This window comes from Flintibacter sp. SJQ-8, assembly GCF_054108085.1.
Window position 1 is genome coordinate 64379 of the sequence record NZ_JBPJWR010000011.1, and the last position, 24154, is coordinate 88532.

The following is a 24154-nucleotide window of genomic DNA, read 5'->3' on the forward strand; positions in this document are numbered from 1 at the left end:
GGCGGCTTTTCTTTGGAAGGAGGGAGCTTATGGCCCAGCTGACTGATGACTTGGCCCGGCTTTTGGCGGGGCGGCAGCCCGACCTGATGGACAAGCGGGGGGAGTTCTCCGTGTTGGTCCCCCTGGTGGAGGGGGACGAGGGACTGTCCCTGCTGTACGAGGTGCGGGCAAAGACCATGCACAGCCAGCCGGGGGAGATCTGCTTTCCCGGAGGCCGGGCGGAGGGGAACGAGACGCCGGAGGAGTGCGCCCTGCGGGAGACCTGGGAGGAGCTGGCCATCCCGCCCCAGGCGATTCAGATCTTGGGACGGCTGGACTTCATCGCCCACCGGGCGGGCTTTCTCATGCACGCCGTGGCCGCGAAAATAGACCGGGCGGCGGCGGAGCATATGCGCCCCAGCCCCGCGGAGGTGGCCGAGACCTTTCTCGTTCCCCTGGACTTCTTTCTGAAGAATCCCCCTCTGGACTTAAGCTATGACCTGGTGCCAAATCCCGGGGACGACTTCCCCTATGAGCAGGCGGGTATCCCCCGGGACTACGCCTGGCGTCTGGGGCGGGAGACCGTGCCCGTCTACCGCTGGCGGGACCGGGTGATCTGGGGGCTCACCGGACGCATTACCCGGAACCTGGTGAGCTATGTCCGCCGCCTGGCCGGGGAAACATAAAAAATTTTTCAAAATCCCCCAAAAATCCCGCCGGAGCTATTGACAGAGGGCGGGCGTGCTGATAAAATAACAGAGCCGCTTTGAGTGGGACATCTGTGCGTTCAGATGGACAAGCGGGGTAAATAAACCCCCTCCCAGGAGAGCGAGTCCGTAGTGAAGGAGTTGAAATAAATGCAGGCAATCATTGTTACCGGCGGCAAGCAGTATAAGGTGAGCGAGGGCGACGTCCTGTTCATCGAGAAGCTGGAGGCCGAGGCCGGTCAGAGCGTGGTGTTCGATCAGGTGCTGGCCGTTCTGGATGGCGATAAGGCCACCTTCGGCGCTCCCACCGTGGAGGGCGCTTCTGTGGATGCCACCGTGGTGAAGAATGGCAAGGGCAAGAAGATCCGTATCTTCAAGTATACCCCCAAGAAGGGCTACCGCAAGCGTCAGGGCCATCGTCAGCCCTACACCAAGGTGCAGATCGGCGCGATCAAGGCCTAAATGACCACCGTGACCTTCTGTTCCGAGGGCAGCCGCATCGTGGGCTTTGAGGTCAAAGGCCACAGCGGATACGCCCCCCAGGGCGAGGATATCGTCTGTGCCGCCGTTACCAGTGCCGTCCGGCTCACCGAGTGCGCCATTAACGACGTGCTGGGGCTGGAGGCCGCCGTGAAAGTGCGGGAAAAAGACGCGTCCATCACCCTGAAGCTCCCCAGCACCCTGGGCCAGACCAACGAGAGCACCTGTCAGGCACTGCTGACGGCGCTGATGGTCCACTTCGTCCAGTTGGCTGAGGAGTACCCCGACTATATTTCTGTCTTGGAGGTGTAAGTTTATGCTGAATATCGGTTTGCAGTTTTTCGCCCACAAAAAGGGCGTTGGTTCCACCCGTAACGGCCGCGATTCCGAGGCCAAGCGCCTTGGCGTGAAGCGGGGCGACGGTCAGTTCGTTCTGGCCGGCAACATCATTGTCCGCCAGCGCGGCACCCACATTCACCCCGGTGTCAACGTGGGTAAGGGCAGCGATGATACCCTGTTCGCTCTGAAGACCGGCAAGGTCAAGTTCGAGCGTCTGGGCAAGGATCGCAAGCAGGTCTCCATCGTTGAGGAGATCGCCCAGTAATTTTTGCTGACAAAAGCCGCAAACGGAAACCGTTTGCGGCTTCTTTTTTCACAAGCTGTCCGCCGCGCAAAGCAGCGGGCGGCCCGAGCAGGCTTTGTGAGGAGGGCTTTTTGATGGAATATCGGAAATTTCCCCAGGGCTATGTGCTGCGGCTGGACCCGGGGGAGGAGATCGTGGACGGTCTCACCCGTCTGGCCCGGCAGGAGGACATCCAGCTGGCCAGCGTCACCGGACTGGGGGCGGCCAACGACGTCACCGTGGGCATCTTCAACAACACGGAAAAGCAGTTTCAGGCCCGGCACTGCCAGGGGGAGTATGAAATCGCCTCTCTGGTGGGCGGCATCACCCGGAAGGACGGGGAGCCCTACCTCCATCTGCACATCACCTTCGGCAGCCCCACCACCGGGGAGGTGTACGCGGGCCATCTGGCCAAGTGCGTCATCAGCGCCACGGCGGAGCTGTTCGTCCAGACCTGGGACGGACAGGTGGGGCGCAGATTCAGCGACCAGATTGGCCTGAATCTGCTGGATTTTTAATATAATATATCATGAAAGGAGGCGCATCCTATGGCAGCGCCTTTTGTAGATACCGCGCGCATCACCGTCCGTTCCGGCAACGGCGGCAACGGCGTGGTCTCCTTTCACCGGGAGAAATATGTGGCCGCAGGCGGCCCTGACGGCGGCGACGGCGGACGGGGCGGCAACGTGGTGGTCACGGTGAATGACCACATGTCCACCCTGATGGACTTTCGCTATAAGCGCAAGTATGTGGCCGAAAACGGCATGGACGGCCAGGGCAAGCGCTGCACCGGCAAAGACGGGGCCGACCTGATCCTGCGGGTGCCCCGGGGCACCATCATCCGGGACGCAGAGACCCGGGAGATCATCAAGGATATGTCGGACGAGCAGCCCTTCATCCTGTGCAAGGGCGGCCGGGGCGGCTGGGGCAACAAGCACTTTGCCACCCCCACCCGCCAGGTGCCCCGCTTTGCCAAGGCGGGTCTGCCCGGGGAGAGCCGGGACGTGGTGCTGGAGCTGAAGCTGCTGGCCGATGTGGGTCTGGTGGGCTTCCCCAACGTGGGCAAGTCCACCCTGCTGTCGGTGGTCAGCCGGGCTCAGCCCAAGATCGCCAACTATCACTTTACCACCCTGTTCCCCAACCTGGGCGTGGTCTATGTGGAGGAGGGGGTCTCCTTCGTCATGGCCGACATCCCCGGCATCATCGAGGGGGCCGCCGAGGGTGCCGGACTGGGCCACGACTTCCTGCGGCACATTGACCGCTGCCGCCTGCTCATCCACGTGGTGGATGTGTCAGGCTCTGAGGGCCGGGACCCCGTGGAGGACTTTGAGGCCATCAACGCCGAGCTGGAGCAGTATTCCCCGGAGCTGGCCTCCCGGAAGATGATCGTGGCGGCCAACAAAGTGGACATCATGACCGACCCCAGCCTGCTGGAGAAGCTCCGCGCCCACGTGGAGAGCAAGGGCTATGAGCTGTTTGAGATCTCCGCCGCCGCCCACCAGGGGGTGCGGGAGCTGGTGAAGCGGGCCGCCCAGGAGCTGGCCCAGCTGCCCGCCGTGGTGGTGTATGAGCCCACCTATGTGGAGCGGCCCCCGGAGGTGGATACCTCCGGCGAGGTGAGCATCCAGCAGTTCGACGAGACCTGGGTGGTGGAGGCCCCCTGGCTCCAGCGGCTCATCGCCAACGTGAACTTCTCTGACTTCGAGTCACGGAACTGGTTTGACCGGATGCTCCGCCAGTCTGGCCTGTTCGACAAGCTGGAACAGATGGGCATCCACGACGGCGACATCGTCTCCATGTACGACCTGGAATTTGAATATCAGCGCTGAGTAAAACCGCCCCCGGCTGCCGCTTGTTTCTATGCGGCAGTTGGGGGCGGTCATCATACCGCATTACTTCTGGCGGAACTGGGCGGTGAGAGACAGAACGGCGGTGCGCTTGTCCTTGCTGCCCAGGCACATCCACTCCGTGGAGGAGATTACATAGCCGGGGTGCAGAGAAAACCACCAGCGATAGAACGAGGTTATCATGGTGCGATTCATAGCAAAGTCTCCTTATATCAAATGTTCTTCTCAACAAGCGCTTGTTTTGATTACGGTCATAGTGTATCATAGGATATATAATTAGAAAAGCGAATTATTTAAATGTGTATTATGAGAAAAAATAATGGACAAGGGAGAGAAAAACGCCATGGCGACCAACATCCAGAAGTATCTGGCCTTTTTAAAGACGGTGGAGTATGGCAGCTTTACCCGGGCGGGGGAACTGCTGGGCTACACCCAGTCCAACATCAGCCACATGGTCAACGACCTGGAGACGGAGTGGCGGGTGTCATTGCTGGAGCGGAAGCACAGCGGCGTCAGCCTGACCTCTGACGGGGTGGCGCTGATGCCATACATCCGGGCGGTGTATGACGATTATCTGAAATTGCAGGCCCAGGTGGATGCCCTAAACGGCCTTCAGATGGGCATTCTGCGCATCGGGACGCTGTCCAGCGTGGCCACCAGCTGGCTGCCAGGGGTGCTCAAAGATTTTCGCCAGGATCACCCGGGCATAGATATTGAGCTGCTACTGGAGGAACAGGAGGGCATTGAGCGCTGGCTGATGGAGGGGCGGATTGACTGCGGCTTTCTCCGCCTGCCCACCCGGGGGGAGTTCGACAGCACCTTTTTGTGGACGGACCGGCTGCTGGCCATCCTGCCGGAGGGGCACCACCTGTGTGCCTATGACCGGGTGCCCATCCAGGCCCTGGGGGACTATCCTTTTATCTTCCCGGAGCGGGAAAATATGAATGAGATCCTGGAGATCATGGACATTCTGAAAGCCAAGGGCGTGCGGATGAAGCCCCACTTCATCACCGGGGACCACTATTCCATACTGGCCATGATCGAGATCGGGCTAGGCATCAGCGTGCTGTCTGAGCTGGCATTGCAGCGGGTGTCCTATAAGATCGTGGCAAAGGAGTTTGACGAGCCCCAATACCGCCAGGTGGGCTTTGTCCTGCGCCGGGGGAGCACCCTGTCCGCTGCTGTGCGGGTTTTTGCAGAGCATGTGAAGAGCCTGTGGGAGGAGAGCGGTCAGGCCGACTAAAAGGCCGTCCGTACCTGCACCCCCGGCCTGCCCTGCTTCATTGCCTCGACCAGCAAGAGGGAGGGGGCGTGTTTGGGGCTGTGGGAGAGAAGGGTCAGGCGCTTGGGCTCCAGGCCGTGGGCCCGGAGGGAGCAGATTATGTCGGCCAACCGCTCCGGCCGGTGACACAGAGCGAAGCGGCCCCCGTTTTTCACCAGATATCCGGCGGCGGCGCACAGCTGGTCCAGGGTGCAGAACTCCTCGCTGCGCGCCGGGCCGCCGCTGCCCCCGGTGTTCACCGGGAAATAGGGCGGGTTGGAGACAACTAAGTCAAACTGCCCCGCCGGGAGAAGCCTGTTCCGCAGGTCGCCGGTGATGACCTCACCCGTCAGATTGTTTTGAGCCAGGTTGTCCCGGGCGGTCTGGGCGGCCAGGGGGTCCCGCTCCACGGCGGAGAGGGCCAGGTCGGGCGCCCGCCGGGCCAGCAGAAGGAGCAGCGCCCCACTGCCCGTGCCCAGGTCGCACACCCGCCAGCCCCGGCGCAGGGTGGCGAAATCCCCAAGGGCCAGGGCGTCGCTCCCCAGGGGGAACACGCCATCGGGCCAGGAGAGGGTATAGGGGTCTAAATATTCGGTGTGCATGGTTGCCGCCTCCTGATATGATACAGGTTGTGTTTCCTGCCCCCGAAGGGGGCGGGAAACACGTGGTCTATCTGAAAAGAATATACCACAATCCGCCCCGCTGTGCTATAATAAACGAAAAACAACGCCCGGTCCCGTTTTCCTCCTGAAGGGAGCGCGAAACGAAAAAATCGGGCGAAAGGAGTATTTCATGGCAGGCACGCTTTATCTGGTCCCCACGCCCATCGGCAACCTGGGGGACATCTCCCAGCGCATGGCCCAGACGCTGGCAGAGGCGGACTTTATCGCGGCAGAGGACACCCGGGTGTCCATTAAGCTGCTCAATCACCTGGGGCTGAAAAAGCCCATGCTGACCTATCACCGCCACAACACGGAGACGGGGGGCCAGGCGGTGCTGGACCGGCTGCTGGCGGGGGAGAACTGCGCCCTGGTCACCGACGCGGGGATGCCCGCCATCTCCGACCCGGGGGAGGAGCTGGTGGCCCGGTGCGCCCAGCAGGGCATCCCCGTGGTGACCATCCCCGGCCCCTGCGCCCTGGTCACGGCCCTGGCCGCCTCCGGCCAGCCCACCGGGCGGTTCACCTTTGAGGGCTTTTTGGCCATGAACAAGAAAAACCGCCGGGCCCACTTAGACGCCCTGCGGGACGAGGAGCGGACCATGATCTTCTACGAGGCCCCTCACAAGCTCCAGGCCACCCTGAAGGACCTGTGCCAGACCTTCGGAGCGGACCGGCCCGTGTCCCTGTGCCGGGAGCTGACCAAGCTCCACGAAGAGATCCGCCGCACGACCCTGGGAGAAGCGGAGGAGTATTACCGGGAGAACCCACCCAAGGGGGAGTTTGTCCTGGTGGTCCGGGGCGCGCCCCCCAAGCGGGAGGAAGAGGCCACCCTGGAGGACGGCCAGGCCCTGGTGGAGGAGCTGATGGCCCAGGGGACCTCTCAGCGGGACGCGGTGAAGCAGGCGGCCAAGACCTTAGGGCTGTCCCGCAACCAGCTGTATGACGCCGTGGTGGGCAAATAAACGCCAGACAAGTACAAACAAAAAGAGAAAGTCCCCACGCCGAAGGCTCCAAACTTCGGCGTGGGGACTTTTATGTATTTGGGGGTCAGCTTACAGCTTGCCCTCCCGCAGGGCCTTCAGGCAGCCAGCACAGATGTTCTTCCCGTGGAAGACCGTGATGTTGTCGGCCTCATCGCAGAAGATGCAGGCGGGCTGATATTTCTTCAGCACGATGGACTCGCCGTCCATGTAGATCTCCAGACAATCCTTTTCTGCAATGTCCAGAGTGCGGCGAAGCTCGATGGGGAGCACGATGCGCCCCAGCTCGTCCACCTTACGAACGATACCGGTAGATTTCATACCAACAGATCCTTTCTCTTTTCGTGTCCTATATAAGCGAGTGTTGTCATTTCGTCAACGGTATTATTCTAGCGAAAAAGGGGAAAATTGTCAACTGTTTTCCGTGCATTTCTTTGAAAAGAATGAAGAAAATTTTTAGAATAGAACTCACGTTCTGGTATAACGCTGAATTATACGTCATATCATGGAAAAAAGGGGGCAGATGGCGTGGTTATGTCGATTCTGTGGACGGGGATGACGGCGGCATCCATACTATTTGGAATAGCTGGGGGCCGGGGAGAGGCGGTGGCCGCGGCGGCGGTGACGGGGGCGAAGGACGCGGTGGAGCTTTGCCTGTCCATGGCGGGGATGCTTTGTCTGTGGACGGGGGTGATGGAGGTCATGCGCCAGTCCGGCCTGGCCGGGGGATTATCCCGGCTGCTGCGCCCGGTGCTGGGGCGGCTGTTCCCCGGCGCGGCCCGGGACGGGGCGGTGATGGACAGCCTGTCGGCCAACGTGTCCGCCAACCTGTTAGGGTTGGGCAACGCGGCCACGCCCTTAGGGATCGAGGCCGCCAAGGGCATGAGCCGGAGCAGCCCCGGCGCGGCCAGCGACGAGCTGTGCCTGCTGGTGGTGTGCAACACCGCGTCCATCCAGCTGCTGCCCACCACGGTGGCGGCGGTGCGGGCGGCAGCGGGGTGCGAAAGCCCCTTCGATATTCTCCCGGCGGTGTGGCTGGCCTCCGCCCTGTCGGTGGGGGCGGGGATCTTGGCCTGCAAGCTGCTGTCCCGGCTGTGGCGGGGGAGGTGAGGGCATGGAGCTGATGACCCAGATGCTGGTGCCCTGCGTGCTGGCGGGGACGGCCCTTTATGGCACCCTCCGCCGGGTGGACGTATACGGGGCCCTGGTCCGGGGAGCGGGGCAGGGGCTGGAGACCCTGGCCCGAATTCTCCCGGCCCTGGTCTGCCTGCTGACGGCGGTGTCTATGGTCCGGGCGTCTGGGCTGCTGGAGGCCCTGGCGGGCTGCCTGGCCCCGGTCTTGGGGCGGCTGGGGCTGCCGTCGGAGCTGCTGCCCCTGATGCTGGTGCGGCCCATCAGCGGCTCGGCGGCCCTGGGGGTGGGGGCCGACCTGATAAACGCCTACGGCCCCGACTCTGCCCTGGGGCGGACGGCGGCGGTGATGCTGGGCTCCACCGAGACCACCTTTTACACCATCGCCGTCTACTTCAGCGCCGCAGGCATTACCCGCACCAGATACGCCGTTCCGGCGGCCCTGTGCGCCGATCTCGTCGGCTTTCTGGCCTCCGCCTGGGCGGTGGGGGTGGTGTTTGGGTGAGGCTTATTCCTCCGGCCCCTCCGATTCTTCCGATTCCTCCGGCCTGGGGGCGATGGGCAGGATGACCTGGGTGATGAACTTGCTGGGGTCCTTGTGCTGGGGCGGGCCCTCCAGATAGGTGTGGCGCAGGGTGCCCAGGGGGACCAGCCCCCGGGCGTTGGCGTGGTCCAGCAGGCGGCGGCCCACGGCGGGCAGCTCCTCATAGGCCCCGTGGTGAAAGATGCACAGGGCCTGGAAGGCGGGCAGGGTCTCCACAAACTCCCCCCGGCTCTCCGGAGGCACGGCCACGCAGAAGGCGGCCCGGGCCGGGTCGGCGATGGGATACTCCACAAAATACATCCGCCGGGTGGTGTCCGTGCCATGGGAGCGCATGGCCTCCAGGGCCGTGGAGCGCAGCAGGGCCGTCCGCTCCGCCACCGACTGGCTGCGATAGACCCGGCGATACACCCGCTGGGGCGGCAGGGCGATGGCCTTGACCTGGGCGGGGGTGACCTTGGAGCGCTCATAGAGCTTTTCAATGTTCAGATTCAGCTCGTCCCGCATCTTCTCCAGGCGGCGGATCAGGGGCGTCAGGTCGGCGGAGCCCTGGAAATAGTCCCGGATCTCGTCCAGGGTCAGCCCCAGATTTTGCAGGCTGCGGATGCTGCGCAGCTGGGTGAAGGTGTCGATGGTGTAATACCGGTTGCCCGTGGCCCCGTCCCGCCCGTCGGGCCGGATGAGCCCCCGCTCCTCATAGTGGAGGATGATGCGCCGGGTCACCCCCAGGGCCTTGGCGATCTCCCCGATGGAGAACAGGTCTTGATCGTTTTTCATAAATTTAACCTCGTGAGAGAAAAAAGTTCTTGCATCGTACATCGATGTACGGTGTATGATGCTATCATACATGATTCGGGCAAAATTGCAAGTGGAATGTGGAGCCGTCACCCGTCCTAGGCGCAATTTGGCCCGCCCGCCGAAACAGACCGCGGTCTGTTGTCCTCCGCACACGGAGGACAATGTTCCTCGGCCCCATCGGCGGGAAACCGGAGAGACAAAGAACGGGAGGAACGAGCCATGAAGAAAAAAGCCCTGAGCCTGCTTCTCACCCTGGCCCTGTGCCTGTCCCTGCTGCCCACAGCAGCGTGGGCAACAGAGGACGAGGGCGGAAGCAGCCCTGCTGCGCAGAGCGGGGAGACACACACTGATCACCCCGTCTGTGGCAATCTGGGGAGCGATTGCCCTGATCCTGGCCACAGCGGACATACTAACCTCACGGGCTGGATAGCAATCAGTGATGAAGCTGGTCTGAACGCCGTACAGAAAAATGGTCACTATTATTTGACCCGGGAGGTTGAAATCAACCGGACTTGGGAGCCTAAGGACGGCGTAGTGCTGTGTCTGAACGGTAATACCCTCCAGGCCAACGGCGATTTTGATGCGATCAAAGTCGACAATGGTTATACCTTTACTCTGACGGATTGCGCGAATAACGGTACGGTCACACACGATACGGGGAAAACCGGCAGCGGCGTATATAATTATGGCGGAAAGTTCAATATGTACGGCGGCAATATCACCGGAAACAGTGCTAGTATTGGTGGTGGTGTAAACAACTACGCAACGAGAGACGCGATATACCAGTATAATACCTATCCAGCCACCTTCAATATGTACGGCGGCAGCATCACAAATAACGCCGCTGTAAGCAGCGGCAAGAACGACAGCAGCGGCAACGGAGGCGGTGTGTATAACTATACAACGCCAGGTCATGCAGGTACGTCACAGTCGAATGTTTGGGGTACTTTCAATATGTACGGCGGTAGTATTGCCAATAACAACGCTGTGAACGGCAGTGGTGTATACAACTGGGGCGGTGACATCAAAATAACTGACGGTAGCATTACCGGCAATACCGCCACCTCCCACGGCGGTGTGTACCTCAACGACGGTGAGTTGAGAGTCGAGCGCGGCGCGGAGATTGCTAGAAACAAAACGGACGATGGGGCAAACAGTAATGTGTATCTCCTGACTGACGAAACAGTAATCGTTGATTCGAGCTTTGACGGCGAAGTCGGCGTGACCTCAATGAATCCTGCTGCGGGTCTTGTTGTCGCTTCTCCGGCCTATGGCCAGACGTTGAACAGCACCCACGCCGAGAACTTCTCCAGCGACGATGACGGCTATGAAGTCAAGCTCAGCAGCAACAAGCTGGTGCTGACTGCAAAGCCCAACGAGCACAAGCACTTCCTCTGCGGCGGCGATGTCTGCACTGAGGTGGGCGACCACACCGACACGAATACCACGTTTACAGCGTGGAATGAGACGGACAAGCTGCCTGACACTGCGGGCAGCTATTACCTGAAGGATAATGTGACGCTGTCCAGCACGTGGGAGCCTGTCAGTGGCACGGTGCTGTGCCTGAATGGAAAGACTGTCCAGGCCAGCGGCGACTTTGATGTGATCACCATTGGCAATGACGTTACCTTTACCCTGACGGATTGCACAAATAACGGCAAGATCACGCACGTCAGCGGCAAAAGAGGCCGTGGCGTGTATATGATGAAGGACAACCAATTTGATGCGACCTTTAACATGTATGGCGGCAATATTGTCGGCAATAATACAGTAGGTGAGTACCAGAGCGGTGTCGGTGTTCTGGCCCATGGTACGTTCAACATGTATAACGGCAGCATCTCCGACAATCATACCCTCAGTGACTGGAGTTACGGCGGCGGCGTGCAGTTTACCGGCACCTTCAATTTGTATAACGGGACCATCACCGGGAATAGCTGCACACGCGGCGGCGGCGGTGTAAATGCGGAACCCGGTTATATCAAGGGAAAGTACACCGCCAGCAACTTTACGATGTATGATGGTATCATCAGCAACAATACCTCCAGTGCCAATCCCGGTGGTGGTATGTCCGCAAATGGTGATTTCACCATGCACGGTGGCAGTATCACCAATAACAGGGCGACGGTTGGCGGTGGTGTCTATGGCGGCTATAGATTTACTATGACTGGCGGCAGCATCACCAATAATAGTATTACGAGTCAAGACAGCCCCAGCGGTGGCGTATACCTTAGTTTGGATGCCAAGATCACCTTCTCCGGCGATGTGGTTATCTATAACAATACAAATGCCAGCAACAAACAGAGCAATTTCTATTGGCGTAATAGTGCCCAGTATTACGTTGCCCCCATTGCGATCGGAGAAGGCGGACTGGGGGCCAATGCCAAGATCGGTATTACCACCTATAAAGAACCCACCGAATCGAAGCCGCTGGTCATTGTGGGCGCAAACGAGACGAATTACAGCGAGAAGTTTATCAGCGACGCAGGATATTATGTCAACTATAATGACAGCAAGCAGCTGGAACTTTCACTGACAGCGCAGGGTCACACCCACACCTGGAACAAGTATGTTCTGGACCCCACGGACCACAGCCGGGTCCTGCTGTACTGCTCTGACAGCACCTGCAATGCTTCCGGCGGTTCCGTTACCGTTAAGGCCCCCACAAAGCTGACCTATGCCGGTACGCCTCCCCGCGCCACGGTGGAGACGAGTGCGGATTGGAAGGGTCCCGAAGCTGGCAATATCACCATCTTGTATGTGAAGAAACTCGGTGAAGGCAGTTGGACTATCTTTAACACGGAGCCTTACACTGGAACTGGGACCCACTATGCTTATATTCGGTTCCTCAACAATAATAATACCATCGTGGAGGCCTATGCGGAGTATGACCTCGTTGAGAAAAACGACGTCACCGACAAGATCACCTTCGACGGCGGGACGCTGACCTACACCGGTTCTGGTCTGCGCTATGAAAAGGCGACCATCAGCGAGGGTTATAACGGCAAATTTACCTATACCTATTGGGTCCCCAAGGGCGGCAGCACCGGGGAACTGGACGCCAACGGCCTGCCTCTGGCGGTGGGTACTTACACCGTGATCGCCACCTATGAGGACGATGACAACTACGGCACCGCCCGCGCCATCCTGGAAGTGGTGGCTGGGTCCAACAACAATAATTCTTCCTCCTCCGGCGGCGGAGGAGGCGGGCGGACCAGCTATCCTGTGAACGCCCCCAGCAAGAGCGACAACGGCACCGTGACCACCAGCCCCAAGAATGCTACCAGCGGCAGCACCGTGACCATCACCGTGAAGCCTGACGAGGGCTATGTGCTGGACACCATCACTGTCATTGACAGCAAAGGCAACACCGTGAAGCTCACCGACAAGGGCAACGGCGACTATACCTTCACCATGCCAGCCGGCCAGGTGGACGTGAAGGCCACCTTTGCCAAGGCGGCGGAGGAGGAGACCAGCCCCTTCGACGACGTGGCCCGCAGCGACTATTATTATGACGCCGTGAAGTGGGCGGCGGAGCAGGGCATCACCGGCGGCACCGGCAGCGGCAAGTTCAGCCCCGCCGACGCCTGCACCCGTGCCCAGATCGTCACCTTCCTGTGGCGGACCGCAGGTTCTCCCGCGCCCAAGGGCATGAGCAGCTTCACCGACGTCCCTGCCGACGCCTATTATGCCAAGGCGGTGGCCTGGGCCGTGGAGAACGGCATCACTGCCGGGACCTCGGCGGACAAGTTCAGCCCCGACGCCACCTGTACCCGCGCCCACGCCGTGACCTTCCTGTTCCGGCTGGCCAAGGGCTCCGCCACCGGCGCCCCCGGCTTCCTGGACGTGGCGGCGGACGCCTACTACGCCCAGCCGGTAAAGTGGGCGGTGGACAACGGCATCACTGCCGGGACCTCGGCGGACAAGTTCAGCCCCGACGCCACCTGTACCCGCGCCCACGCCGTGACCTTCCTGTTCCGGCTGGCCAAGGGCTCCGCCACCGGCGCCCCTGGCTTCCTGGACGTGGCGGCGGACGCCTACTACGCCCAGCCGGTAAAGTGGGCGGTGGACAACGGCATCACCAGCGGCATCGGAAACGCCAAATGTCAATACTAAAACCCGAATTTCTTTGAAAAATTTTTTATAGGCTTTATAGGCTTGCAAGAAACACGTTGAAAAGTTCCGCAGAGGTGTGCCAGTCCAGGATTAGCCGTGGGTAATTATTTATCCAGTCCTGGACCCGGCGCACCTCTTTTTGTGTTACCTTGCGGAAGTCCGTGCCCTTGGGGAAAAACCACCGGATAAGCTGGTTCTGTTTCTCGTTGCTGCCGCGCTCTCCGGGGGACCTGGGGTGGCAGTAGTAGACGTGGGTGCGCTTCTCTCCGGGCAGCAGACAGGAGCGCTCCATGCCCTTGCAATCTGCAAATTCGCTCCCGTTGTCCACGGTGATGCTCTTGAACACCTGGCGGAACATAGCGGTCCCCATGCGGCGCTCCAGTCGGTCCAGAACGCCCACGACGCTGGCGGCGGTGTCGTCGTGCATCTTGCGGATGATCTCGTCCCGCGTCACGCGTCCGGTGAGGACGCACAGGGCGGCCTTGGTGCCCTTCTTACCCACTACGCTGTCCATCTCCCAGTGGCCCGGCTCCTCCCGGTTGTTGATGTGCTCCGGGCGATGCTCGATGCTGTCCCCTCTGGGGGCTTTCGCTGCTTTCACGCGGTTGTAGGTCCGCTTCTGGTCACTCTTGTAGCGCAGCTCCTTGTTGGTCAGGGGCCACAAGTCCCCGTTCTCGATGTACTTATACACAGTCTGACGACATAATGTGCAGGAGAAGGTGGTCTCCGGCGTTTTGCCCAGCATGGAGCAGGCAGCAGACGGGGAATACCCCTCGGAGATGGTTTTGACCAGCCACCGGGCCAGCCGGTGGTCTTTGCCTATTTTCAGAGGCTTTTCCATGTTCTTCTTGCGGTCCAGGTGGTAGTCCTTGGCGACATCGGCGGAGTAGGAGATATAGGTGGTCAGGTCGCTGCGTTTCAGCTCCACCGCGCCCCTCCGGCACTCGTCGTAGACCGTGCTGTGATGCACGCCCAGATAGCGGGCGATCTGCGGCTTGCTGTACCCCTCGCGGAGCATTTTTTCAATGGTCAATCTGTCGTTCCAGGTCAAGTGTGCGTCCTTATATCTCGGCATAGGAAAACCTCCATTTGCAATACTTTTGCATAGCATTTGTATATCTTTAGCACACTTTTTTCGGCCATGTCAATAGCGCCGGAAGATGCAAAAATCCCCCTACTATCCGTAGGGGGATTTCAAAATTTTTTATTCTTTTCCGGTCAGCCAGTCCATCGTCACGCCCAGGACATCGGCAAAGATCATCAGCTCGTAGTCCGTCACGAAGCGGTCCCCGGTCTCTATCTTGCTGATGGCCTCCCGCTCGATGAACACGCCCTTGACCTGCATCCTCGCAGCGAGGTCCGCCTGGGAGATGCGTTTGGTCGCCCGCACCTGGTGGATGCGGTCCCCGGAGATATTCTTTTGTCCCTCAAAATCGTAAATCTTCACACGCAGCCCCTCCTTGGCACCTTGACAGTACCACGGAAAAGGACTATCTTTGTAATAAAGATTTACAACCTTTATCGTTTTGGTACAAAAAGTGGGAATGTCTCACTTCACGTCCGGCAGCTTCTCCAGCATACCGGCGGCCTCCAGCAGATTGTAGATGATCTGGGCCGTGGCCTCGCGGGTGATGGGCTTCTGCCATCCGTAGTTGCCCGCACCGTCTCCGGCGAAGATACCCTTGCGCTTGCAGTAGTCGGTAGCCTCCTTGGCCCAGGCGGAGGGGTTGTCCCCGGTGTCGGCGCAGCTCGTGAGCTGTTTGGTGTCCATAGCTTCTTCATCCTTTCCGGCCTCTGCGGCCTCCAGTCTTTTGTTGACTTCTGCGGCGATCTGGCCGTGGCGGCTGTAAAGCCAGTCACCAGGGCAGGCTTTCGCCGCAAACCAGCGGTGGACGGTCATGTTCTGCTGGTCCACTTTCCCGATAAGGGACTTGTCGCCCTTCCAAAGCAGCCTGGGGATGCCGTTGCGCTGGCAGATGTCCACCAGCAGATCAATGAGGGACTTGTAGGCCGCGTCGGAGACCGGCCACGGGTCCTTGGCAACGGTGTTCGCCACCTCGATGGTGACGGCCCGGTTGTCGTTGCTGGCGGAGGAGGTGCACCACGAGCGGTTGGCCTCGTCCACATACAGACCGATGCGCCCGTCGCTGCCGATGCCGTAGTTGCTGCTGGCCTGGCGTTCCTTGTTCTGGAACAGTTCGCCGCAGCGCTCAACGGACAGGTTCCCGGCCATACAGTGGATGGAGATGGTGTCGATGGCGTGCTTGCGCTTGCCGGAATGGTTGGGGGACAGCTTGGTGTAGCTGACCAGCGGGCTGTTACTCATTGCCCGCACCTTCTTTCAGAACGCCGTGGTTGAGTTCGTAGACGGCGGCCTCAATGAGCGCGTCGATGCGGTCCTCGTCCAGGGTGATGCCGTGCTCCGCCAGCCAGTTGAGGACGTAGGCTTTCTTCTCCTCGCCGCGCCCGCTGCCACGGTAGATTTGCTCCGCCGCCGTCACGGCGATTTTCACCCAGGCATTGATCTCCGCCTGCTGCTGGGCCGTGGTCCGGCTCTTGATATAGGGAATGACCACGGCGGTGATGACGGCAGCCGCAAGGGCAGCCGCCGCTTCAATGATGGTCGTAATATCCATGATGCGCTTCCTCCTTTAATCTTCGCTTTCCTTAGTCACGCCGCGAACTGCCGTCTGGAGCAGGAAGCCCAGCAGAAACCATACCTTGTCCTTGATCTTCTCCATGCAGATTTCTGCCCCCATCTTTTCGTCATAGTTCTCCGCGCTGACGCAGGCGCTACTTTCTACAAGCTCGAAGCCGTTCCGAAGCGTGGCGCGGACAACGGTAACTTTGCCGCCCAGGGTCGATACCTCCTTGGCAGAGATGAAATTATCCACCATTTCCTGGCTGATGGATGGCTTAGAGGTCCGCAAGTTCGGGTTTGTTGTCAGTTCCAGATATGCCTTTTCAAACACGGCCTTGGGGCTGAAACTCTCGTAGCCGTCCGGGTAGCGGACCTTATAGCCCTCCTCCACGGGGTCCATGCTCTTGGGGGTGGGCTGGCCCTCCTCGTAGACCCTGCCGCCCTTGCGAACAGCGGGGACCGCCTCAATGATTTTCGTGCCGATATAGGTTTTCATTTCGATTTCCTCCTTTAGCAATCTCGTTTGATTTTCTTCTCCGGTGCGTTGCTCTTGCCGAACACCGCCCCGTCGTTGTGCTCGAAGATGTTCTCCACCACCTTGAGGACGTTCACGCCCAGGATGGTCTCGATGGCCTGCTCGGACAGGTCCACCACCGGGAACACTTGGCCCAGGCGCACCGTGGCGTACAGGGCGATGAGGTAGGACATCGTGACCCACCCCAGCGCGGCGATCTGCGTTGTCACGAACAGCCGCCGCGTGGTTGTCTTAATGTTCTTCATCTCGTACCGCCTCCAGATGGTCAATGCGGTGGTGTGCGGACTTGGCGCTGGCCTCCACGGCAGCCAGACGGCCCTCCACCGCTGTGTTGGTCTTGCGCTGCTCTCGCTGTTCCGTCTTGATCTCGTCCGTGTTGGACTTGATGTACCCCAGCTCTGTCAAAACGGTGCCGAGCTGTTGGCCGCTGCTCCTGTCGTCTTTCCCCTTGTTTCGGGAGAAGGTGGCATAACTGATGACAGCGCCCAGCACCGTGCATACCAGTCCCACAATGATGTTCCACTCCATTGGTATCACCTGCCTTTCCCATTGAGCATATCAAAGCCCCACGTCCTTTTCGCCCCGAAGCAGATAAAAATTTGAAAGAGAGGGTCCACCTATGAAAGCCTTGGTCTATATCGTGTGCGTCGCCGTAGCAGCGATGGTGCAAACCGCCATAAGCATGAGCGGTGTACAACTCGGCGGCCTCCCCGTGGTCCTGCTGTATGGCGCGGCCTTGGTTGTCGCTACCGCCGCTTGCAAGGCCGTCCAGCGCAGGAAAATGCGTCCGGCCATACCGAAAGAACGATGGTACACCTGCCCGAAGTGTGGGCAGCTCGTCCCGGAGGGAAAGCCGTGTGACTGCGAAAGCCTTTCTCCCCAGCCAGGGAAGAAGTTGTGCGGCACACCGTTCATCCAGGCGGGCCAGACCCCGCCCGGAGTTGAAACCGAACAACCGAAGCCGGGAAAGCGGTCTCCGGTGGTCCCGCTTTGCATAGCCGTTGCTTTGCTGGTGGTATGCACCTGCATCCTTGGATACCGTGTCTCCGTGCTCACGGCAGCGCGGGATGACCTGGCAGTGGAGAATAAGCAGCACCAGGCGGAGATAAGCAGCTTGCGGAACGCATCCGCTCCCTCATTTTCGTCGTGGTCCGAATGGAAAAAGCTGTCCGATGCGGGGTGCATCGACATCTCCTATGATGAATGGCTCACATTCATGGGTGAGCGGGAGAATGGGGCTGCCAGCAGCTTCTTGAGGGAAAAGGCAGAGGCGCAGCGTGAGGAAGCGGACCGCGAATACGGGCCGACGGCGTATGGCAGCACCTGCTGGAGGCTCTGGAGTGATTTGTCAGATGCCGGATATACCGGCAGCACATTTGAAGATTTTGCGGAGGCATACTCCGCCCAGAAGGGTGGCAGTCTCACACTCACGCAAGAGAGTACCGGGAAAACCTGGCACTCCAAATAAGAGAAACCGGGCAGCGGATTGCTGCCCGGTCTTTCTTTCGGAGCTATGATGATGACCCGCTTGCCCTGCTGCCGGAGCCGGCCGCCAAGACACTGGAGCGTCACCGTCTTGCCCGCGCCGGTAGAGCCTCCGATCCACCAGTTTCCGTTGGTGTATTTGTAGTCATCGTAGGGATCCAGAAAGACCGGAGATCGGTTGTAGAGGTTCAGACCGAGGAAGATACCGTTGTGGTCACTCAGCTCGTAGGAGGCAAAGGGAAAGGCCGCAGCAACGCCCGAAGTCAGGGCATTGCGCCGGGCCTTGCGCTCAATGTCGGGGTCAAGCGCCAGGATCGGGAGCGAAGAAAGGAACGCCTGCTCGTTTTTATAGTCACAGCGCCGCGCAATCATATCAACGGACACACACAGCTTTTCCACTTCCGTGACCCGCTGTTCCAGTGTCTCAGTATCGGAGGCAGTCACTTCGATCAGAGTGTGCATATAGTAGAAATCCTCGCCCTGACGGTTCATAACATCCTTCAGGTAAAGACCGGAGCTGATAGCGCTGTCCAGTTCCTCATAGTCCTGGCGGGTATCGCCCACATCCCGCATACGGGAGCGGTTGACCATGGTAGTTTGCGAGATTTTGGATAGGATTTTTTCTTTTGACTGCCGCTTAACAAGAAAGCTCATATTGACGCCTTCTCCGGCCGCCACCAGAGGCGCAAGCCAGCAGGAGCCAACCGTGGTGGTATATCCGTACCCCGTGACATAGAGGTAGGTATGAAAAACACCGTCCACTACGATATAGTCACGGCTTTTGGTGTCCACGGTGGTCGGAGACAGAATATCCAGAATGGTGGTGGAGCCCGCTTCCAGCTCTGTGAGATTGGGTTTCTCTTCTCCAAAAATCAGCGTCTTCAAAAAGGGCTGCTTTTCATTCTGCTGCTCTTCTTTCGCCTGCTTCTCCTTTTTCGACTTTGCGGGGGTGGATTTTACCGCCGCCTTTTTTTTGAGTTTCTTTTTAGCCTGCATAGTCTCACTCCTCGTAAATGCCGTGTACGGCAGTAGTCATATCAAAGACACCATCGGGCAACCGGACTCGTTGGCTGGTCTTTTTGCTCAGGATCTCGTACAGGAGCTTCAGGATGAAGTTGTCACAGTAACGGGGTTCCAGAACTTCCAGTTCGCAGATATCCAGATACCGTCGCGCAGTGTCCGCCTCTTCATTGAGCCGCTGCACGATGGCCTGCACAGTGTTTCGCTTCGCCCGCATATTTGCTTCATACTGAAACGCCAAAAAGAAGCGGTGCCGCATGGCATTACTGGCTATGCCGAGCCCGATCTCGTGGATATTGTCCTCGATCATCTCCCGACATGCTTCATTGTCCTCATTCTCCGCATAGCGCTGCATCTGCTCAACATACGCCTGTGTATCCGCAGGCAGAGTGCGTGCCACCATCTGCAGCGTATCCGGTGCGATTTTCAAATAGGCCGCAAAGTACGATATCCTATCGTAGCTGACTACGCCGGGATAGCGGTGAGAATACTGGTCCCGCACCGTATGAAGTTCCGCTGCTGGAATCTCCAACAGTAGAAAATGAGTCGTATTCTCTGTTTGATACCCCGCTTGATTTAAGTCAAGTGGATTACATCAAATATGGAGATGCGATCATTTCCGCAAATGATCAGTAAAAAGGGAAAGACTGACTGAAAAACGAGCAGATCGGCTTTTGAGGCTGATCTGCTCGTTTTCTATGTATTATTGCTGCGCTTTCAGGTGCTTCACGGCGGTATCCACCAGCTCCAGCTTTTGCTCCGTGGAGCAGGGCAGCTTCTGGAGGGATTTCAGCGCCTGTTCTGCCTGAAATTTTGCAAGCTCATGGGCAAGTTCCTTTTGTGCTTGCTCTGACTTTGGATAGATTAGAAATACTTCCATGGCTGCCCTCCTTTCCGAAGCTTTTGATGCTTAATTCTATGTGCGTTTTCCGATGCATATGCCGTATCTGAATATCCCCAGACTTCAAATTCAGCATACCACCGAGGCTTGGCCGCAGTTACCAGATGGGTCAAGCTGAAATATGCTGCCATGAATCTTAAAAAATTAGCAATTTGGAGCTGGAAAAGCTCCCTTTTCTCTTGCCTATTACGCTATTTCTCCGATAATTCTAAGAAAACCCCCGTCCTCATTTGCTGAGAACAGGGGTTCTTTGACGATCGAGTATACTCGAATCGGGGAGACTTTTGAAGTTTTTTGACAGACTGAGGGGCGGCGGTAAGCACTGCTTACCGCCGCCCCTTACTGACGTTTTACTGATCTGCGCTATTTTAAACATGAGCATTTGAACCCATGGGGTATCGTCTGAACTCCCCAGGACGCATTCTTCAGATCCCCAAAAAGAACCCCTGGCCCAACAATTCCTCAATGTCGGACAGCGACTCCATGGCGTGATCATGATCCTGCATTGCCACTGCCGCCAAAAGATAGTTGCAGACACAAAATAGCGCGGTCAATGAGCTCTTATACGACACTCCTGTCGTCTGACAAGGCAAAATGATGTCTCCATACGGATGGATCTCTGAATTTCCGGCCTTGGTAAAAAGGATTACTTTTACACTTTTCCGCTTGATCCAGGAAACCAGATTGGCCGTCATCCGGGAATACCGCGGGGTCAAAAAGGCGATGCACACATCCTCCTGCTGAATGCCGATCACCTGCTCTGGATAGGCCAGGGAAACGCCATCCACCAGGTGCACGCCCGGCTTGATCTGGCCCAAGCGATACCCTAAATAGTGGGCCACGGAAAAATTACCGCGGGTACCAATGATATAGACACTTCTGGCATGAACGATGGCGGAGACTGCTTCGGCCAGGACAGCCTCAGACAAAACGGACAGGGTCTCCTGTATGTTATCCACATCCGCCTGAAATGTCTGGAGAAGCAGGTGGTCTTCCTTTTCTGCCTGCACGGAACTCTTCAGCCGTTCAGGCAGGCTGACTTTTCCAAGAATGCTCTGCTGCAGATCTTGCTGCATATCCCCATAGCCTTGATACCCAATGCTGCGGGCAAATCTGATGATAGAGGTAGTGCTAACGCCGATCTGATCCGCCAGCTCCTCCAATCTTTTGAAGGGAAGCGTATCTAAATGCTCCAGAAAGAAATCCGCTATGGTGTGCTGCGTATTCGTCAAATGGTCATACGCATTTTGAATTTTCTGTTGAAACTCTCTCATGGAATCCTATCCTTCCTGCTGGAGCGTCATCTTTCGGCCAGAAGCGGCCGCTGCCCTACTGGGAATGATAACCTAATTATACCGTGGTTTTTAGTGTTTGACAAGAGCGTTTGGAAATTCAGCAGCTTTCTCACCGGCCATATGTGGTCTTAGGGGTGCTGAAAATACGCCGGGTGGAACAGCTCCGTAAGATCGCGCAAATGGCTGCCGGGGTTTTCGCTGCTGGCGCGAAGCAGCGAGTTGATCTTGTCCAGCCGCTCCCCTGACTTCGGCGCTCCGTTTTTGGAGATGGGCGCTTCCAGGGCCAGGGCCAGATCGGCCACGATATCTCCCACAGCGCCGCCTGAACGTCCAGAGGGTATGGTGATCATGCCGTAGCTTTGGGCATAGGCATGGGTATCCAGCGCCTCTGTGATCGTACCGACCTGGTTGGGTTTTAGAATGAACCCATCCAATGCATCGCACTCATGCGCTTTTTGAAGCCGCTTCTGATTTGTGACAATGAAATCGTCCCCGATCAGCTTGACCCCCTTCAGCCTTTGGTGCGCCTTTATAAAGCCATCCCAGTCGTCCTCGGACATCAGGTCTTCAATAAACAAAATGGGATACTTCTGTATCAGCTCGGCAGCGCGGTCGATCAATTCCTCTCTGGACACCCGGTGTCCGGCATAGAGATAGGTGTCCGACTGCTTGTCATACATTTCGCTGGAAGCGCAGTCTAGGCAGTAAGCCATCTTGTCGCTGCACCCGCATTCCTCCACCGCCTGTGCCATCAGCTGCAAAATGACATCGGGATCATCACTTGGAGCGGCCCATCCGTAGGAACCGCCCAGGAAGGGCTTCTTGCCGCCTAAATACCGGCCGATCACCTGTTCCAGATGCTGATACACTTTCACTGCCAATTCAACGGCCTCCTCCACCGAGTCCGCCTTCCAAGGTGCCAGCATAAATTCGTTAAAGGGCTGCGTCAGCTGCGGATACCGCCCTCCGTTGATCACATTAAACGTGGGCAGCGGGATCCCCGTCAGCGCACCGCCCTTGAGATAGCGGTATACCGGCACCTTGTGGGATGCGGCGGCGGCCCGTAGGCAGGCGATCGAGACACTGTAGATCGAATTTCCGCCCAGGCGCTCCTTATTCTCCGTCCCATCCAGCTCCAGCATACGCGTATCGACCGCCCGCTGATCGGATGCGTCCATCCCGAGCAGCGCGGGAGCAATGATTGTCTCCACAACATGCACAGCCTTGTGGACGCTCAGGCCATCGAACTCCTTTGCGTCATGATCCCGGAGGATAAACGCCTCGTGTGCCCCCACCGATGTCCCCGTCGGAGCGGCTCCGCGGCCCATGCTGCCGTCGCCGGTAAATACATCCACCTCCACCATGGGTCTGGCCTTGCAATCCAGCACTTGACGCGCCGTGATTTTTTGGATCGTCGTATTCATTCTTTATTCTCCTCTCCGCCGCTTATCTCCGGCACATACATAATGTTTAAATCGCACAGGTTCGTCCCTGTGTTGCCGGTCAAAACCGCGCAGCCAACGGCGGAGAGCGCCTCGCAGCTGGAATGCCCCCGCAATGCGCCATAGACATCCACGCCGCCCCGCTCCATATCGGCCATACTGCTCGAATCGGTGATCCCCCCGGCATATGTCGTAGTCCCATCGGTTCCCTCCGTATCAATGGAGAGCAGACAGACTCCCTTGGCCTTGGCCGCAGTCACCGCAAAGCTCAGCGTCATCTCCTGAGAGGGGCCGCCGTGGCCGGTGATCACGCAGCCTTCTGGGATAGTGGTCACCGACTCTCCCGCTGAAATGATCACACACGGGGCCTGAACGGGACGGCCGTAGGACTGTATCTCTCTTGCGATGGAAGCCATAAGCGTCCCCATGTCACGCGCTTCCCCGTCGATAAAAGTGGAAAGAATCACCGCGGGAAGGCCCATCCTCTCGGCGGCACGCTGTGCCGCCGCTGCGCTGTCCGGCAGGGTATTGATCTGATAATAGGTGTTCTGCGGGAACGCCTTGGGTGTCTCTCCCGCCGGCCCGCAGGTGGTAAGATACTGTATGACCGAGCTTGGGAGCCGCTTCCAGAGATCATATTTCTGAATGCAGTTTAGTGCGTCCTGGATCGTGGTCTGATCCGGTCCCATCGGGGTGCCGAAATAGTTCTGCCACGGGACGGAGATGTCACGGGTGGGCGGATTGGATACGGAGTCGCTGATGTTGAATCCGATGAGCTCGGCTCCGCGCTCCGCGATACGGCGCGCCATCTGCCCCCCGTTCATGCGGGAAATATGTCGCCGCACCGCGTTGATCTCTAAAATGGCGGCTCCAGATTTCAGCAGAATATCCGTGGCCTTCTGCTCATCCTCTAAAGAGATGCCATCCACCGGACAACTCATCAAAGCGGAAGAGCCTCCGCTCATCACGCACAGGAACAGATCCTCCTCCGCTGCATGATCAATGAGATCCAGTATTTCCAAGCAAGCCTCATAGCCGTCCTGATTGGGGATGGGGTGTCCGCCGATCCTGACTCTGGTGCGCACGAACCGATCTTCCGGCTCTAATATCTTCACCACCGCGATCCCATCGGTCAGACGATCTCCCAGCGCATCCTCCACAGCCATCGCCATCGCGTTGCAGGCTTTTCCTGCTCCAATTAGATATACATGCCGCTTTTTGCTCAAATCCCAGCAGCGCTCGCCGATCTTCAGCAGATTTCCCTCGCATTTTAAGATAGAGCGGATCCTGCCATAGGCATCCAGCTCCTTTAGCACTGAGTCTGTAATATCAAGGACGACCCTTCGCGACTGCCGACACCCGTAAGAAAGAAGTTCCTCGCGATTTTTAATTTTCCATCTCATAAACAAACCTCCAAACAGCTATTCTCACCAGGTTCAACAATGTATGATCCGATACATTTTGCGGTTCCGAGCCTATGAAATAGTGCGCTGGCTTAGAATTCTCTTATAAGTTGAATGGCCTCTCTGTAAATCGCTCGGTAAAAAAAGTATAACATTGTACAACGCAGCATTCAATACAGCAATATCAACAGAAAGCGGACCGTCATTTTGTCTAAAATTTTTAGTTCATATCGCAATAAATATATTGACATGTTCAATTTTTACGTTGTATACTGTTTATAGTCTCAGATGTGTATGGAAGTATTCAGACAT

Annotated in this window: 28 protein-coding genes; 11 read left to right on the plus strand and 17 right to left on the minus strand. The window is 58.1% G+C overall.

All coding sequences use genetic code 11. The features are described from left to right. Positions 1-29: 29 nt before the first annotated feature. From ACSAMP_RS08465 to obgE, 6 genes are all read left to right on the plus strand, one after another. On the plus strand, positions 30-665 hold the full coding sequence (locus ACSAMP_RS08465) for an NUDIX hydrolase (RefSeq protein ID WP_457800146.1): 636 nt from the start codon (positions 30-32) through the stop codon (positions 663-665). A 171-nt stretch (positions 666-836) separates the two neighbouring features. After that, positions 837-1148: a 50S ribosomal protein L21 gene (gene rplU, locus ACSAMP_RS08470; protein WP_147562948.1), complete on the plus strand. Its 312-nt coding sequence runs from the start codon at positions 837-839 to the stop codon at positions 1146-1148. Next, positions 1149-1478, plus strand: a complete 330-nt coding sequence (locus tag ACSAMP_RS08475) for a ribosomal-processing cysteine protease Prp (protein ID WP_457800147.1) — start codon at positions 1149-1151, stop codon at positions 1476-1478. It abuts the gene before it with no gap. Positions 1479-1482: 4 nt separating this feature from the next. Further along, positions 1483-1770 carry a 50S ribosomal protein L27 gene (gene rpmA, locus ACSAMP_RS08480; protein WP_147562946.1) on the plus strand — a complete coding sequence of 96 codons (288 nt, stop codon included), beginning with the start codon at positions 1483-1485 and terminating at the stop codon, positions 1768-1770. Between the two features lie 113 nt (positions 1771-1883). Then, positions 1884-2306, plus strand: coding sequence for a PPC domain-containing DNA-binding protein (locus ACSAMP_RS08485; protein ID WP_457800148.1), 423 nt, complete (start codon positions 1884-1886; stop codon positions 2304-2306). A gap of 30 nt (positions 2307-2336) precedes the next feature. Continuing rightward, entirely contained in the window at positions 2337-3617 is a 1281-nt protein-coding gene (gene obgE, locus ACSAMP_RS08490; protein ID WP_457800149.1) for a GTPase ObgE, read from the plus strand. Positions 3618-3680: 63 nt separating this feature from the next. Here the strand turns inward: obgE and ACSAMP_RS08495 are convergent, their stop codons facing one another. Next, positions 3681-3830, minus strand: a complete 150-nt coding sequence (locus tag ACSAMP_RS08495; protein ID WP_457800150.1) for a hypothetical protein — start codon at positions 3828-3830, stop codon at positions 3681-3683. 124 nt (positions 3831-3954) lie between these two features. Between ACSAMP_RS08495 and ACSAMP_RS08500 the strand changes: the two genes are divergently transcribed. Beyond that, positions 3955-4878 carry a LysR family transcriptional regulator gene (locus tag ACSAMP_RS08500; protein ID WP_457800151.1) on the plus strand — a complete coding sequence of 308 codons (924 nt, stop codon included), beginning with the start codon at positions 3955-3957 and terminating at the stop codon, positions 4876-4878. Here the strand turns inward: ACSAMP_RS08500 and ACSAMP_RS08505 are convergent. Further along, a complete protein-coding gene (locus ACSAMP_RS08505) occupies positions 4875-5498 on the minus strand; it encodes a tRNA1(Val) (adenine(37)-N6)-methyltransferase (protein WP_457800152.1) in 624 nt (207 codons plus the stop codon). The genes ACSAMP_RS08500 and ACSAMP_RS08505 overlap by 4 nt on opposite strands. Positions 5499-5688: 190 nt before the next feature. On the opposite strand from ACSAMP_RS08505, the gene rsmI reads away from it, so the two are divergent. Next, positions 5689-6519 (plus strand): 16S rRNA (cytidine(1402)-2'-O)-methyltransferase, encoded by an 831-nt coding sequence (gene rsmI / locus ACSAMP_RS08510; RefSeq protein ID WP_457800153.1) that lies wholly within the window; start codon positions 5689-5691, stop codon positions 6517-6519. Positions 6520-6609: 90 nt separating this feature from the next. On the opposite strand, the gene ACSAMP_RS08515 is transcribed toward rsmI, so the two are convergent. Beyond that, positions 6610-6858 (minus strand): AbrB/MazE/SpoVT family DNA-binding domain-containing protein, encoded by a 249-nt coding sequence (locus ACSAMP_RS08515; RefSeq protein WP_441796463.1) that lies wholly within the window; start codon positions 6856-6858, stop codon positions 6610-6612. 213 nt (positions 6859-7071) lie between these two features. Here ACSAMP_RS08515 and ACSAMP_RS08520 point away from each other — a divergent pair, with 213 nt between their 5' ends. Both ACSAMP_RS08520 and ACSAMP_RS08525 read left to right on the plus strand, forming a co-directional pair. Continuing rightward, a complete protein-coding gene (locus tag ACSAMP_RS08520) occupies positions 7072-7647 on the plus strand; it encodes a spore maturation protein A (protein WP_457800408.1) in 576 nt (191 codons plus the stop codon). A gap of 4 nt (positions 7648-7651) precedes the next feature. Continuing rightward, a complete protein-coding gene (locus tag ACSAMP_RS08525; RefSeq protein ID WP_457800154.1) occupies positions 7652-8173 on the plus strand; it encodes a spore maturation protein in 522 nt (173 codons plus the stop codon). A 3-nt stretch (positions 8174-8176) separates the two neighbouring features. Here the strand turns inward: ACSAMP_RS08525 and ACSAMP_RS08530 are convergent, their stop codons facing one another. Continuing rightward, on the minus strand, positions 8177-8986 hold the full coding sequence (locus ACSAMP_RS08530; protein WP_457800155.1) for a MerR family transcriptional regulator: 810 nt from the start codon (positions 8984-8986) through the stop codon (positions 8177-8179). A gap of 240 nt (positions 8987-9226) precedes the next feature. Between ACSAMP_RS08530 and ACSAMP_RS08535 the strand changes: the two genes are divergently transcribed. Beyond that, on the plus strand, positions 9227-13120 hold the full coding sequence (locus ACSAMP_RS08535) for an S-layer homology domain-containing protein (protein WP_457800156.1): 3894 nt from the start codon (positions 9227-9229) through the stop codon (positions 13118-13120). 34 nt (positions 13121-13154) lie between these two features. Here ACSAMP_RS08535 and ACSAMP_RS08540 read toward each other — a convergent pair whose 3' ends face one another. The 13 genes from ACSAMP_RS08540 to ACSAMP_RS08600 form a co-directional block, all read right to left on the minus strand. Next, positions 13155-14195, minus strand: a complete 1041-nt coding sequence (locus ACSAMP_RS08540; RefSeq protein WP_457800157.1) for an IS30 family transposase — start codon at positions 14193-14195, stop codon at positions 13155-13157. A 129-nt stretch (positions 14196-14324) separates the two neighbouring features. Then, the gene (locus tag ACSAMP_RS08545) at positions 14325-14567 is read right to left on the minus strand and encodes a helix-turn-helix domain-containing protein (RefSeq protein WP_457800158.1); all 243 of its coding nucleotides are present in this window, start codon (positions 14565-14567) and stop codon (positions 14325-14327) included. Positions 14568-14669: 102 nt separating this feature from the next. After that, the gene (locus tag ACSAMP_RS08550; RefSeq protein ID WP_457800159.1) at positions 14670-15446 is read right to left on the minus strand and encodes a peptidoglycan recognition protein family protein; all 777 of its coding nucleotides are present in this window, start codon (positions 15444-15446) and stop codon (positions 14670-14672) included. Further along, the gene (locus ACSAMP_RS08555) at positions 15439-15756 is read right to left on the minus strand and encodes a phage holin, LLH family (RefSeq protein ID WP_457800160.1); all 318 of its coding nucleotides are present in this window, start codon (positions 15754-15756) and stop codon (positions 15439-15441) included. The genes ACSAMP_RS08550 and ACSAMP_RS08555 overlap by 8 nt, the downstream gene beginning before the upstream one ends. A gap of 15 nt (positions 15757-15771) precedes the next feature. Then, positions 15772-16257, minus strand: coding sequence for a Gp49 family protein (locus tag ACSAMP_RS08560; protein ID WP_457800161.1), 486 nt, complete (start codon positions 16255-16257; stop codon positions 15772-15774). Positions 16258-16271: 14 nt separating this feature from the next. Continuing rightward, entirely contained in the window at positions 16272-16541 is a 270-nt protein-coding gene (locus ACSAMP_RS08565; RefSeq protein WP_009257826.1) for a hypothetical protein, read from the minus strand. Further along, on the minus strand, positions 16528-16824 hold the full coding sequence (locus ACSAMP_RS08570; protein WP_321069125.1) for a hypothetical protein: 297 nt from the start codon (positions 16822-16824) through the stop codon (positions 16528-16530). The genes ACSAMP_RS08565 and ACSAMP_RS08570 overlap by 14 nt, the downstream gene beginning before the upstream one ends. Before the next feature lie 666 nt (positions 16825-17490). Then, the gene (locus tag ACSAMP_RS08575) at positions 17491-18777 is read right to left on the minus strand and encodes a putative type IV secretion/conjugal transfer ATPase (RefSeq protein ID WP_457800162.1); all 1287 of its coding nucleotides are present in this window, start codon (positions 18775-18777) and stop codon (positions 17491-17493) included. A 4-nt stretch (positions 18778-18781) separates the two neighbouring features. Further along, positions 18782-19303: a hypothetical protein gene (locus tag ACSAMP_RS08580; RefSeq protein ID WP_457800163.1), complete on the minus strand. Its 522-nt coding sequence runs from the start codon at positions 19301-19303 to the stop codon at positions 18782-18784. 201 nt (positions 19304-19504) lie between these two features. Then, positions 19505-19681 (minus strand): hypothetical protein, encoded by a 177-nt coding sequence (locus ACSAMP_RS08585; RefSeq protein ID WP_457800164.1) that lies wholly within the window; start codon positions 19679-19681, stop codon positions 19505-19507. Positions 19682-20127: 446 nt separating this feature from the next. Next, positions 20128-20976 carry a MurR/RpiR family transcriptional regulator gene (locus tag ACSAMP_RS08590; protein WP_457800165.1) on the minus strand — a complete coding sequence of 283 codons (849 nt, stop codon included), beginning with the start codon at positions 20974-20976 and terminating at the stop codon, positions 20128-20130. A 149-nt stretch (positions 20977-21125) separates the two neighbouring features. Beyond that, a complete protein-coding gene (eno, locus tag ACSAMP_RS08595; protein ID WP_457800166.1) occupies positions 21126-22421 on the minus strand; it encodes a phosphopyruvate hydratase in 1296 nt (431 codons plus the stop codon). Continuing rightward, a complete protein-coding gene (locus tag ACSAMP_RS08600; protein WP_457800167.1) occupies positions 22418-23842 on the minus strand; it encodes a glycerate kinase type-2 family protein in 1425 nt (474 codons plus the stop codon). Before ACSAMP_RS08600 ends, eno begins: the two co-directional genes overlap by 4 nt. Between the last annotated feature and the right edge of the window lie 312 nt (positions 23843-24154).